14 protein-coding genes are annotated in these 12,050 nt (G+C 36.0%); 4 read left to right on the top strand and 10 right to left on the bottom strand.

What is annotated here, in order from left to right:
• Positions 1 to 237 precede the first annotated feature (237 nt).
• Positions 238 to 552, top strand: coding sequence for a transposase (locus tag QVO88_RS03510; RefSeq protein ID WP_038670460.1), 315 nt, complete (start codon positions 238 to 240; stop codon positions 550 to 552).
• A gap of 123 nt (positions 553 to 675) precedes the next feature.
• Here the strand turns inward: QVO88_RS03510 and QVO88_RS03505 are convergent, their stop codons facing one another.
• The 10 genes from QVO88_RS03505 to QVO88_RS03460 all read right to left on the bottom strand — a co-directional run bounded on the left by QVO88_RS03505 (position 676) and on the right by QVO88_RS03460 (position 9,684).
• Positions 676 to 1,278, bottom strand: coding sequence for a hypothetical protein (locus QVO88_RS03505; protein ID WP_038670458.1), 603 nt, complete (start codon positions 1,276 to 1,278; stop codon positions 676 to 678).
• Positions 1,265 to 2,926, bottom strand: coding sequence for a mismatch repair ATPase (MutS family) (locus QVO88_RS03500; RefSeq protein WP_022287140.1), 1,662 nt, complete (start codon positions 2,924 to 2,926; stop codon positions 1,265 to 1,267). Before QVO88_RS03500 ends, QVO88_RS03505 begins: the two co-directional genes overlap by 14 nt.
• A 17-nt stretch (positions 2,927 to 2,943) precedes the next feature.
• On the bottom strand, positions 2,944 to 3,615 hold the full coding sequence (locus QVO88_RS03495) for an ABC transporter ATP-binding protein (protein ID WP_022287139.1): 672 nt from the start codon (positions 3,613 to 3,615) through the stop codon (positions 2,944 to 2,946).
• Positions 3,616 to 3,617: 2 nt separating this feature from the next.
• The gene (locus QVO88_RS03490; protein WP_022287138.1) at positions 3,618 to 4,946 is read right to left on the bottom strand and encodes an ABC transporter permease; all 1,329 of its coding nucleotides are present in this window, start codon (positions 4,944 to 4,946) and stop codon (positions 3,618 to 3,620) included.
• A complete protein-coding gene (locus QVO88_RS03485; protein WP_288177751.1) occupies positions 4,943 to 5,848 on the bottom strand; it encodes a hypothetical protein in 906 nt (301 codons plus the stop codon). The genes QVO88_RS03490 and QVO88_RS03485 overlap by 4 nt, the downstream gene beginning before the upstream one ends.
• A gap of 446 nt (positions 5,849 to 6,294) precedes the next feature.
• Positions 6,295 to 6,699 (bottom strand): hypothetical protein, encoded by a 405-nt coding sequence (locus tag QVO88_RS03480; RefSeq protein WP_022287136.1) that lies wholly within the window; start codon positions 6,697 to 6,699, stop codon positions 6,295 to 6,297.
• Between the two features lie 118 nt (positions 6,700 to 6,817).
• Entirely contained in the window at positions 6,818 to 6,952 is a 135-nt protein-coding gene (locus tag QVO88_RS03475; protein ID WP_265290369.1) for a hypothetical protein, read from the bottom strand.
• Position 6,953: 1 nt separating this feature from the next.
• Positions 6,954 to 7,529 (bottom strand): accessory gene regulator B family protein, encoded by a 576-nt coding sequence (locus QVO88_RS03470; protein WP_022287135.1) that lies wholly within the window; start codon positions 7,527 to 7,529, stop codon positions 6,954 to 6,956.
• Between the two features lie 122 nt (positions 7,530 to 7,651).
• The gene (locus tag QVO88_RS03465; protein WP_022287134.1) at positions 7,652 to 8,959 is read right to left on the bottom strand and encodes a sensor histidine kinase; all 1,308 of its coding nucleotides are present in this window, start codon (positions 8,957 to 8,959) and stop codon (positions 7,652 to 7,654) included.
• Entirely contained in the window at positions 8,956 to 9,684 is a 729-nt protein-coding gene (locus QVO88_RS03460) for a LytTR family DNA-binding domain-containing protein (RefSeq protein ID WP_022287133.1), read from the bottom strand. The genes QVO88_RS03465 and QVO88_RS03460 overlap by 4 nt, the downstream gene beginning before the upstream one ends.
• A 167-nt stretch (positions 9,685 to 9,851) precedes the next feature.
• Between QVO88_RS03460 and QVO88_RS03455 the strand changes: the two genes are divergently transcribed.
• From QVO88_RS03455 to QVO88_RS03445, 3 genes are all read left to right on the top strand, one after another.
• A complete protein-coding gene (locus QVO88_RS03455; protein ID WP_022287132.1) occupies positions 9,852 to 10,247 on the top strand; it encodes a helix-turn-helix domain-containing protein in 396 nt (131 codons plus the stop codon).
• 326 nt (positions 10,248 to 10,573) lie between these two features.
• Positions 10,574 to 10,936: a helix-turn-helix domain-containing protein gene (locus tag QVO88_RS03450; RefSeq protein WP_022287130.1), complete on the top strand. Its 363-nt coding sequence runs from the start codon at positions 10,574 to 10,576 to the stop codon at positions 10,934 to 10,936.
• Between the two features lie 485 nt (positions 10,937 to 11,421).
• The gene (locus QVO88_RS03445) at positions 11,422 to 11,856 is read left to right on the top strand and encodes a sigma factor-like helix-turn-helix DNA-binding protein (RefSeq protein ID WP_022287129.1); all 435 of its coding nucleotides are present in this window, start codon (positions 11,422 to 11,424) and stop codon (positions 11,854 to 11,856) included.
• The last annotated feature ends 194 nt before the right edge of the window (positions 11,857 to 12,050 follow it).

Here is a 12,050-nt window from a genome sequence, read left to right as displayed (position 1 = left end):
AAAAAAATGAGCGGCTGTTTTTCAAGCCGCTCCACAATATCGTTTTTTATCACTGTTGTTGAATTTACAGAGATTTTTTCGCAGGTCCAGAGCTGCAGCTTATTTGGAAAAATCAGCCCAAAATTTCTTCGGACATGGAGAATAAAATCATCTCAATGTTACGCAAAAGGTGTGTCAACTGCTGACATTGAAGAGCATATCCGCAATATTTAGGTCTGAGCGTGTCAGAAAGAACTTATGGCTGATTTAAAATGTGTTTATCCCGCTGTTGATGTGCCTTCTGCGCATGATGCCATTGACGAATTTGCATCAATATGGGACAAGAAGTATCCAAAGATTTCAAAGTCATGGTATGAAAATCGGGCGAATCTAAGCACTTACTTCAAGTTTCTGCAGGAACTGAGAAAGCTGACTTACACTACCAATGCGATTGAGGGAATTAACAGTAAGCTGCGAAAGGTCACCAAAACAAAGTCGTTATTTCCAACCGATGAGAGACTGTTCAAAATGCTGTATCTTGCACAGAATACTTTTATGAAAATATGCAGATAAGACCGACGGTGGTTTCGACGATCTCATCAAATAGATTTGCTCTTTAATTTTGATATGCCATTCCGCAGCTATACAGAATTTAGAATCAGGTCATTTTTTGTCAAACTTGTATATAACACAATCTTAAAGTTTTGCATTTTTACAATGATAATATGTTCCGATTGCCCGGTCATCATATTCGTCAGTATATTTCAAGGTCGGCAAATCGCAGATGTAATAGTCCGCAAGTGAATTGTTGTGTATGGTAAGCTTTATGCCGTAATCGGTTTTGTATGCCGACTCTATAATTACAGTTTCCTCAGCCGCCTGGTACATTCTTTTCAGATATTTTTCCGAGTGCATATAATTATATATCAGCACAACCAAAATCACAGCCGCCCCAAGCAGTGCAGAATAAATTATCACGTTCTTTCCATACTTTTTGAAAAAATATTTCGCACCTGTTGACTTGCAGACTTTTTCTGTAATCCGCTCCCGTTCGGCAGCTGTCAGCCTGTAGGCATGTATTTTTTTTGACTTTATAAATCCCATTTGGTTTGCCTTTGAAATCATATATTGGTATGCCGCAGCTCTGCCTTTCAGTTTCCCGAAAATCACAGCCTTGCGAAGTAAAATGCACATTCTGTCCAACGCCTGCGGTCTGTCGCTGTCACTTTCCATAAGGCTTGAAAACAGCTCGTTTCCACCGTAATCAAGAAACTGCAAAAGGTTTTCACGCTTGTCCATTCTTATCACCCGACTTTGCAAGTACGTCTTCAAGCTTTGCTCCGAATTTTTCGTAAACCGTGTATGCAAGACTTTCAATAGGCGGCTTTGCGGCTTTCATCTTGTACATACGCTTGCCCTCACTGTCTGTGCAGGATACCAGACTTCCCACCTTTGTGGGATAGTTTTTGTTGTTTATCCGCTGAATTTCATTATAAAGTTCTGTTAGATGAGTGACATAAAATCCCCTTACCCCCACTGCCGCTATAATTTCAAGATGAATTTTTGCAATGTTTAAGCACTCAACTGGCGTGGTTGACTGAATGGATTCGTTGAGAATAACAAGACTTCTGTCGGTCATATATTCGCAGATTTTTTTCAGCTCCTTGATTTCCGTGGTAAATCGGCTTGAATTTATTCCGACAGCTTCTTCCTTTGGAAAATGGGTGAATATGTAATCGGCAGGGGAAATCTCTGCACTTTCCGCAGGAACGTACAATCCCATTTGTGCCATTAAATGACATACTCCCACCGCTCTTGCGAAAGTGGTTTTTCCGCCGTTGTTTGCTCCCGTCACCATATAAAACCGTGCGTAATCTGACATATCAATATCGTTTGCAACAATTTTTTCGGTCAGAATTTCCTGCGGATTTTGCGTAACAAGCTGCCTGTAGAAGTTGAGGTCAAAGACGTTTTTCAGCCTTGTAACACGCTTCTCAGAGGGGAGAAATTTCGGTCGGCACATTTTCATTCCCCTTGCCCTAACACTTGATATAAACTGTGCCGCTCCGCCATAGAAGTCAAGCTGTGATTCCAGCTCCGAAAGGTCTGAAAAAACCGAGGAACGATAGCTTTTAAGTGCTGCGGCAATCCGCAGGGCGAACTCCTTTGTGTATTTGCTCAGTTCACGGAAAAGGGCAGTGTCTATATCAATGGGAGTGTGCCTTGTTGCCGAGTTGAAATGCTCCTCGCCAATAAACTGCTCTCTGCCTGCAAAACTTTTGAACACAAGCTTTTCAAGAATATTTCCCTTGGGATAAATTTTGTCATATCCGATTTCAAGCAGTCCTGCACTGTCGGGATTCATAGCCGAATCAAAATTAACACCGATTTTTACGCTCCGTATGGTTTTTGAAAAGGTATCTTTCAGCTGTGAAATGCTGTATGCTATTTCGAAAATGTTCTCGCTTTTTGGCAGTTTTTCAAAAAACTGTGCAAGCCTTTTTACCGCTACCGACTTAATTGCGTGATTATACTTTGCAAAGAACCTGTTGATGTTTTCAATGCAGCCGAGAAATTCTTCAAGGCTGTCCATATGGGTCTTAATCTGCATAAACGAGTTGACACAATCAACATCTGAAAAGTCAATTCTGTTTCCTGCGAGTTCATTTATCAGCTGTCGAAATCTGCCGTTAAGTTCGGGGACATTCATAAAGTCCTCAAGACAATCCAGCCTGTAATCAAGGGTTTCAATGTCATCTGTAAACTCTTTCATTTTAGATGTTGCGACAGCAAAATTCATAGGTGCAATAAGTTTTGCTATGTTATCCGTTTCAAGATTGACCATAAAATCCTGCGGATAATTTTCATATTTTTTCTGCCGCTTTTTTGCATACTCCTCAGCCTCCGCCGACGGATAGAACAGATCTACATAATCGGTAATTTTCATTGTTTTCACTCCACAATTTATTTTGCTGTAACAATATTCCCGTCACTAATCTCAATAACCCTGCCGCATTGCTCCGCAATCTTCGGGTCGTGGGTAACTATAACAATCGTCCTGCCCTGTTTGTTCAGGGACTTTAAAAGCTCCATAATCTCAGCGGAAGTCTTTGTGTCCAGCGCTCCCGTCGGTTCGTCCGCCAAAATCATTGACGGTTCATTGACTATCGCTCTGGCAATTGCCACACGCTGCTTCTGTCCGCCCGAAAGTTTGCTGCATAGCTTTTTGGCAAGCTCCTCAATGCCTACCGATTTCAGTGCCGCAAGGGCTTTTTCTTTCTTGTCACTGACTTTCTTTTTGGAAAAATTCAGCGGTATCATCACGTTTTCCAGTGCCGTGAAATCCTCAACCAGTGCAAAATCCTGCATAACCATCCCGATTTTCTCGTTTCTGATTTTTGCATACTGACTTTCGGAAAGGTCTTTCACAAGCACATCATCAATGTAGTATTCGCCCTCCTGATAGTTGTCAATGCAGGCTAAAATATGCAGAAGCGTTGATTTTCCTGCACCCGATTTTCCGATAATCGCAATAAGCTCACCGTCCCGAATTTCTGCCGAAACACCGTGGAGAGCCTTGAATTCGTTGGCTTTCTTTGAATTATATATTTTTACTATGTTATTAAGTTTTACCATTACTATTCCTCCGATAATATTATTGCTTTTTTCAAAGCCTTTGGTGTGAGGATAATGCAGGAAATGATACAGGATACCAAGATATATACAGCACACACAATCAGGCAAATGGTGATCGGTTTCCAGCCCAATGTAATTACTGTTTTGCTGAACAATCCTGCCTTGTAGAAAATCAACGATCCTGCTATTGAAATTATCAAAGACACAATGCAAATCAGCCCATTGTAAATTACATTGATTGTAAGCAACTGTTTTCTTTTTGCACCACCCAAATACAGTATGGCTTCGTTTCTTATATTATTTTTGCAGTTAATCGCATTAACGCTCACTGACGCAATCAGTACAAGCAGGTATATTGCACACATTATTGGCATCAATGTGTACAACTCTCTATAAACAATGGTCTGACTGTTGTTGTTCAACTGAGAAAACTGTATCGCAAATGATAATACAGAAAGATTCTCGTTGATATATTTTCTGTTGTAAAGCTTTTCATCATCGGAAATATTCCGGTTGTACTTTATAAAAAGGGAGTCTGACATTACTGAATCCAAATCGGTTTTATTCCACTCCTTATCTGTAAAAAACAATACAGGTTCATTATATACAATGCTGTCCGCTGAATACCCAAGAGATTCGAGTTTCAAAGCAATCTCCTCGTTTGTAAAGCCTTTGTTTTTAAGCTGGTCATTCAGACAGTTGAAATGTGTAGAAAGCATTAACTGATAGGATGGTTCATTTGATTCATATTCCGAGTTTGCTCCAAGGTATTTTTCATTATCACCAATTACACCGATTATTCTGACCTTCAACGTTCCATTTTCAGTTTCAAATTCAGCAATATCATTAACATTATAGCCTTGATAATTTCGGGTAATTACAGCCTGCGGTATATCATCGGATTGCTTGGAATCAGTTATCCACGAACCTTTTTCTATTGTCGGGCGAAAAAGATTTGCAGAATAATCATCATATACAAGTGCATATGCGGTCTTAACCTCGTTAGTTTGTGTATCAACGCCTGTTTGCAGGGACGCAAAGTTTACAGACGAGATAAAATCAACATCTTTCAGCTGAGTTTTGATTTCATCTGTGTTTTCCAAAAGTCCGCCATTTTCATTATCTTTCAAAAAATATCCACCACAATACAATCCCTCGCCATTAAGCAGCGGTTTGACAGCCTCATATGAGGAAGCCTTTTCGTCTATTATCGATGTCATAATTATTCCGATAACAAAAACAGCAATCAGCTGGAGGCTTATTAAAACATTGATAAACGAGTGCTTTTTCAGGAAGATACCGATAACCCTGCCGTATAACTTAATTCTCATTTCAATCCCTCCTTAATTTTTTTGCCGAGATTATGATGAAGCAAAAACAGATTAAGAAGATACGATATTGCAGAGTAAATCAAAATTATTTCTGCGTAAACATATGGATTATATGCAGCTTTCATAAGCGGAAATTTAGCTGAAAGTACAGTAAGAATAAATTTATCATAGCACAAAGCTGAAATAATGCTTACAGGAAGCATAATAAGAATAATCTCATTTGCGGTTGATATGCTCAGATTTGAGGTTAACCCTCCGCAGATACGCATAATGGTCAGTTGTCTTGTTCTGCTGATAATGATGTAATTATACAGAATGGAAATGTTCAATGCCGAAAGAATGGCAATGATTACCGAAATCAGTACAACTGTTATGTAGTAGGAAGTGTTTGATGCCAAGTCGAATGCCGGTTCATAAAGAGTGATTTTATCTTTGAAAAATTCGCTGATATATGCGGTAAAATCATCATATTCAGATTTAGTGATTTTATTGTTGAGTGCAAGATAAACCCCGTCGTTCATAATTGTATCGTCGGGGACTGAGCTGAACGGAACATAGATACTGTAAAAAAAATAGCTGCTGTTAGCAGGGTTTATTGTGCCGATAACATCATAGCTCTGACCGAATGCTGTAACCGAATTTGTATATTCGGGTGCTGAAGTCGGCTGATTTACATTTCCGCTGCCCATTACAACAGCCTTTTTTTCTCCGTTTGAATATTGCTCCTGCGTGAAAAAACTGCCGTCCTTAATTACAAGGTCATCAATCATTGGCTGAAATACGTTATCGGAATATTCAAATTTTCCTTCAGAATACTGAAGATAGAATGCGACAGGTATTTCCTCATCAATTCCGCTTACCTGCGTGGACGAAAAACAGGTAATATATGAAACATCACCCATAAGCTTATTCGGCATATTCTTCACAAACTCACAAAAATTTTTTTTTGTAATAATGTCATTTATGGAAAAACCGACAGCATAGCTGTCAATTTCGCCGTCCTCAATATTTTTGCTGTACTGATAGTACAATCCAACACCGAAAAACAAAACCCCGAATGAAACAAACATAGAAATCACAAGTAGAACCAGCATACCGGTATGATTTTTCATCATATTTCTAAGATTTTTCAGCGTGTACATTCTTTCCTCCTTCAAACCCATTAAGGCAATGCATTATCTGATGTTATTCAGATAATGCATTGCCTTTGTAAAATGTTCAATTGATTTTTATTAAAATTTCTTTAATGCATATTTAATTCGGAGCAAAGCCCGATGTAAGCGTAGCTTTTCATCGGCTGCGACGAAGCAAGCTTGCCGCAGGAGCTTTAGCTCCTCAGGGTTATATATTAGTAATCAGACTGAATATCCTTAAAAACTCTATTATCTTTCATGACTAGAGTTCTGGCAGAATACTTATAACTAGTATTACGGTTATGGGTTGTTGTTGCTTTCAAAAGCTGACCTTTGGACAGCGTACCATTTTTCCATCCAGAAGGAGTATAAGAACCGATTTTTGCTGCAGAAGTCTTGTAATAAAGGGGTGACTGTACAGAGTAATTTGTTTTTGTAGTTGAAAGATTCGTTACCGTTCCCACTGAATCTGTCTCGCTTGGAGTATAAGACGTATATGCAAGTATAATTCGATAACTATCCTCATATGATGCTTGATACGCACTAGCACCTATAGCACTCATAGAAGCCATTATCATAACAGCAGCACCCATAGCCGCAATTTTCTTCTTAAGTTTCATATTGAAAACCTTTGAATCAATCTTCTTCCTGCACAAAATGATTAATTCAGCTCAAAACTATACTAGTGTAGATCGTAATAGTCGAATATGCCAATCTTTTGAATTGTGTTTTTGATGCTTATCTCTTGTAAATGTTCTTAGGTTCTCTAGTCTGATATCCGCCGTATGCCGAAGCTGCTCCACAAGCCAAAATTGCTGTATGTTTTGCAATCTTCTGAATCATTTCAGCTAGTAGTTTTTTTAAACTTTTCACATTAATCACTTCCTCTCTCTTTAATCTTTGCTGCAATCATGAGCAAGGCAATTAAAAAAGTTGTTAATATAATCATTGTACCTAGATAACTTCTCGAAAGAAACAATCCGGTACAATTAATTATTAAAGTTATAACTATCCCTATTATTTTAAGCTTTATTCTTTTCGAATCATCAATTGGTTTATTCTTATTCTCTATAGGACCCAAGATAGAAACTATCAGTTCAGTAACACAGATTAAAACAATAATAATCAATAGGGAGAATTTATTAGAAAATATACTATTGGCTAAAGCGGTTAATATGAATGTAGTACACATCAATAGATTGCACCTAAAGTATGTGTCGGCATGATAGCCTCCGGTGAATGATCTGATAAGTATAAATAGTGAAAGAAAAACAATACTTTCGATTATATGATGAATAAGGATACCTGCTATTACAACAAGAACTATGTTAAGTAACGATGAAATACTTATTTCTATTCCATATCTATAAAAGTCTTGTACATCTGATTCATCACTGATTACATCTTGTTCCGTAATAAAATTAACAATCTGAGATACCAAGTAATTCATAATTTTCACCTTGCTTTTTTTGAATTTTACAATATAAAATATCTTTCGTCAAGCGTTTTGGCATATTGTGCAGTTTTCAGGCACAAAAAAATAACTCGGCATAAGCCGAGCTATCATATGAGTTAAGTTTCTAAGATTATAGAGCAGCAGAAAGCATTGTCAATTTCATAGTAATCATATCTTCCACTGTATTTATTTACTATGTCCCTAATAATAGAAGTGCCAAGTCCATGGTTTATGATATCTTTCTTTGTGGTTTTTAATTTTGGATTTTCGCTAATAACAGACTTATCTAGAGAATTTTTCACTATAAATGTATAAATGTTGTTTTCTTTACTGATTTCCAAATAGATAAACTTGTTTAAATCTGGCGGCATAGCTTCACAGGCTGTGATCGCATTTTCCAAAGTATTGCTCAATAAGTCACATAGATCAAGCTCATTGATACCTACAAAGTCATTTACCGTAATACATGACACCTTTATTCCTAAAGTTGATGCAGTAGACAATTTAGAGTTGATTATTGCATTTGCAACTGGATTATTGGTTTGAACAAATGTCATTGTAGCTTTAACAATGCCGTTGGATTGTTCAATAAATTCCAAAGCATCTTCGGTTTTGCCACTTGTGAGCAATTCATAAACGGTGGTAAGTTGATCCTTTATATCGTGCCTTATTTTTCTGATCAGCTCGTATTGAGTCTCCGCATTATTAACATACTGTTCCATATACTGTTCTTTTACGGATAGTACCTTCATATTCTTTATCTGAGCATTCTTGAAGAAGAGTGAATAAATAACGTAAAACATTAGGAAATTCAGTATAATGATAACCAGGTATGATAAATTGATGTATATTCTTTGCGTATCATCCGCATTGAGTGAAAGTACATGGAGAAGTGATACTAGAATAAAGGAAGATATTAATACTGTGATAATCGGAGACCAATCTGATATTGTATAACTGTCAGAGAATTTGAACAGCTTGATTATAATTTTCAAGGAGATCCAAAGAGAAATCTGGATTACAATCAAAGTCATGAATCTTACGCTATTATCATTTGTAATCAAGTCCTTGACGCTTATTCTATTTAGAGATGATAATAAATTAAGTTCAACAGAAGTGATAAGCAGCAGAATAATATTGGGAATGATCGTTGATAGTAGTTTTTTAATAATACTGTCGTTAAAGGCAATAATGGCATATACCAACAATATAACTAAATATAAAGTACTTGTAAATCCCTCATATAAAGTGATGTGATTTAACAGGGTTATGGTTGTTCCAAATATGATACTAAAAATCGAAAGAAATGTTTTTGCCTGTTTGAGAGATTTAGGATTTAGAAATCTATACACAAACCATGTCATAATAAAGCCCTGATAATAATTAATCACAAGCTCAAAGCATTTCCATAGCAAGTTCTTCATTTTGTCTTCCTCAAATACTGTGTTAATTTCTCATCAACAGTTTGTTTGTAGTTTTTACTCATATTTAATCTAAAGCCTTGCTTAAAAATTATCTCGTCTTTATTTCTATCTATATTAAAAATGTGACGAAGATTAACTAGAAAACTCTTGTGTATCCGAGCAAAATCATATTGAGAAAAATGAATCTCCAATTCACCAATATTACCTCTGATCTTTATCGGTTCGTTATGTTCTGAATGATAGATAACATAATGTTTACTGCTCTCAATATAATAAATGCTCTTTATTTGCAGCGGAACTCTTCCGACTTCTTTATTTTCCAAAATAATAATTGTGTTTTGCTTCATTTCATTGAAGAGCTGATTAACCACACTATGTAGTTTTTCTGTGAAAAAAGAATCATTGCTTTTGGTTATAAAATTCAGTGGTCGGAAATAAAGACTATCATAAACCAGTTCAGGATGATTGGTAACAAAAATTATGTAACAGTCGTTTGAACTTGAAATCTTAGCCGCTAATTGAAATCCGTCGAGCTCCGGCATATCAATATCGAGAAAAATCACATCAAATGGCTTTATTAAGTGGTGCTGGAACATTAATTCGCTTGAAACATAGGTCTCTAACTCAATATCTTCATTATTCTGCCTTGTAAATTCAGATTTTACAGCTTGTGACATTTTATTAACAAATACGTTATTATCATCACATATTGCCACTCTGAGCATATGTATTTCCTCCTTAAAATGTAGTATAAATCACAACAATTGTATTTGTGATATAATTTTACGACAAAATTCGCTGATTTTTATAAATAATACAGATTTATGACTTTGGACTATATTTATACTATAATAAAAGTGTTGGAACCGGAAAGAGAGGCGGAGCATATATTATGAAAAAGCAAGTAAAAAGTTCAAATGTTTTTGGCGAAAAGCAAAAACGCATTATAGCTAAAACATTGATCAATCTGCGAGAGCTAAACTTTCTAACACAAACAGATATAGCAAAACATCTTCATCTTTCTCCTAGCACGATTTCTCACTATGAAAAAGGATTAACTGTCCCACCTACAGAAGTTGTGTATCGACTTGCCGACTTTTATAACGTTACTACAGATTATATTCTCGGCAAAAGTGCAAGCAGGACAAATCTTAATGACACTTATGCAATAAAGCTAACAAATAAAATGACTATAGGCGACGCTGTAGAAATAATGGCAAAGATGGACAACGCAGAACGTGAGCATTTAGCGTATTTCATTGAGGTTATAGGAAAGTCAAAAAAATAATTCAATTTAGAACTCTGAATTTGTATCAGGGTTCTTTTTTATTTTACCATAATAAAACAGCAAGGTCAAGCATATTATGTTAGTTTTCTGATCTTTGCATTTCGTGCTAAACATCTTCACCTTATGCCAATTTTGTTGACATCGATAATGTAAAACGTATAATTAAATAAGACTCATGCATCATATGAAATTTAATAAGGAGAATTTTTATGACTATAAATGCTTGGAGAGCTTCAAATGTAAAAAATTTTGATCAATATACTGAATTGTACGATTTTGCAGGTGTTTCTGTTTTTAAAATCGTAGTTCAGTAAAGAACACAAAACATGACTGACAAACTCAGATTCGGTCAGTTCATATCCGAGAAACGAATACAACACTCTATGACCAAGCAAGAACTCGCAAGACAGATTGGGATATCTACAGCATATCTCAGTCAACTTGAAAGCGGAGCAAGAAGCAATCCAACTATTGAAGTGCTTGACCGAATGATTAATAAATTGCACTTGGACGAAGCGGAAACACATAAAATATATGATCTCTATGCAGCATCAAATGATACAATTAGTCCGGACATTATTACATATCTAAAGAGCAATAATATTGTAACAAAAGCGATTCGTAAAGCACAGGAAAATAGTGCAACAGAAAAAGATTGGCTTGATTTCATAGACCAACTTCAAAAATGAACAAATAATTTTGCGGTTTATGCCGCAAATTTATTTAGCATCAGTTTAGCTTACCAGCTAAACGTCGGAGGATTGATAGATTGACAATAGATAATATACATCATATACGCTGCCCAATATGTGGTGGCAGACTTTTTGATGTAATAACAGGAAAAGGCGAGAATAGTTATTTCGGTACAAACTTTGCAGTTATGATCAAGTGTTGGAAATGCCGAGAAACAATAACGTTAAAACCATTAAATAATATTAATTACTTAGTACAAGCATCACACGTTTGTTTAAAATCGGAGTAGAAGCCTGACAAGTAGCTTTTAAAGCTAGTGTCGGTTTCTATTTTTTTATTTTTGTTAACTCCATTTTTGCTTTAAGAGCAGAAATGGAGTTTTTTTATGCCCATTTTTAAATACTGGCAGCAATACATAGCCAAATATCCATAAGCCTTCGTTTTGATTCAGAACAAGAAAATCAAAACGGAGGAATAAAAAATGAGCAAAAACATAGTAAGTGTTTATGACACTATAACCAAAAGATACGTTGAAATTGAAGTAAGCGAAAAGATCCGCACATATTACAATAGAACCCAATGGAATATTGATGACAACAATAAATCGTTCTATAAGCACGAGATCCAGTTCTCTGCGTTAAAAGGAAACATTAACGGAGAACTTGAAAACTTTCAGGAGTTCCGAACAGAAAATGACGATGTCGAAAGAAGAGTGATACAGAATATTAAATTTGAAAAGCTGTATAGCTGTCTGAATGAACTTTCTGAGGATGAACGTAGGTTGATCTTTGCAATATATTTTGAAAATAAAACGGAAAACGAGGTGGCTTGTTTTCTACATAACACTCAGCAAAACATTAACAAAAAGAAACGTAGGATTTTATGCAAACTTAACAAACTTTTAAAATTGCAATAAAAAACGGTTGTTAAATATCCGACTTCTACCCCTATACAAGTGTAAGGAGAATAAAAGCTCCAAGTAACTTGACAATAGAATATCAACTCTGTAAGTATGTTAATCACACGGCCGGTATGAAATCTCGGCAGCCAAAGAAACCATACGCCAAGACTCCGAAAGGATGAGCGATAAATATGACGTTTCAAAATTCG

Source organism: Ruminococcus sp. CAG:57, assembly GCF_000435935.1.
Classification (GTDB): domain Bacteria; phylum Bacillota; class Clostridia; order Oscillospirales; family Ruminococcaceae; genus Hominimerdicola; species Hominimerdicola aceti.
This window is presented reverse-complemented; position numbering and strand designations above follow the sequence as displayed.

Bases quoted from the DNA above. Each gene is read 5' to 3' on its own strand.
- QVO88_RS03485 (WP_288177751.1), bottom strand. From the start codon at position 5,848: ATGGGTGATGTTTCATATATTACCTGTTTTTCGTCCACGCAGGTAAGC.
- QVO88_RS03470 (WP_022287135.1), bottom strand. From the start codon at position 7,529: ATGAATTACTTGGTATCTCAGATTGTTAATTTTATTACGGAACAAGAT.
- QVO88_RS03460 (WP_022287133.1), bottom strand. From the start codon at position 9,684: ATGCTCAGAGTGGCAATATGTGATGATAATAACGTATTTGTTAATAAA.
- QVO88_RS03490 (WP_022287138.1), bottom strand. From the start codon at position 4,946: ATGAGAATTAAGTTATACGGCAGGGTTATCGGTATCTTCCTGAAAAAG.
- QVO88_RS03510 (WP_038670460.1), top strand. From the start codon at position 238: ATGGCTGATTTAAAATGTGTTTATCCCGCTGTTGATGTGCCTTCTGCG.
- QVO88_RS03495 (WP_022287139.1), bottom strand. From the start codon at position 3,615: ATGGTAAAACTTAATAACATAGTAAAAATATATAATTCAAAGAAAGCC.
- QVO88_RS03465 (WP_022287134.1), bottom strand. From the start codon at position 8,959: ATGAAGAACTTGCTATGGAAATGCTTTGAGCTTGTGATTAATTATTAT.
- QVO88_RS03480 (WP_022287136.1), bottom strand. From the start codon at position 6,699: ATGAAACTTAAGAAGAAAATTGCGGCTATGGGTGCTGCTGTTATGATA.
- QVO88_RS03445 (WP_022287129.1), top strand. From the start codon at position 11,422: ATGAGCAAAAACATAGTAAGTGTTTATGACACTATAACCAAAAGATAC.
- QVO88_RS03500 (WP_022287140.1), bottom strand. From the start codon at position 2,926: ATGAAAATTACCGATTATGTAGATCTGTTCTATCCGTCGGCGGAGGCT.
- QVO88_RS03450 (WP_022287130.1), top strand. From the start codon at position 10,574: ATGACTGACAAACTCAGATTCGGTCAGTTCATATCCGAGAAACGAATA.
- QVO88_RS03505 (WP_038670458.1), bottom strand. From the start codon at position 1,278: ATGGACAAGCGTGAAAACCTTTTGCAGTTTCTTGATTACGGTGGAAAC.
- QVO88_RS03455 (WP_022287132.1), top strand. From the start codon at position 9,852: ATGAAAAAGCAAGTAAAAAGTTCAAATGTTTTTGGCGAAAAGCAAAAA.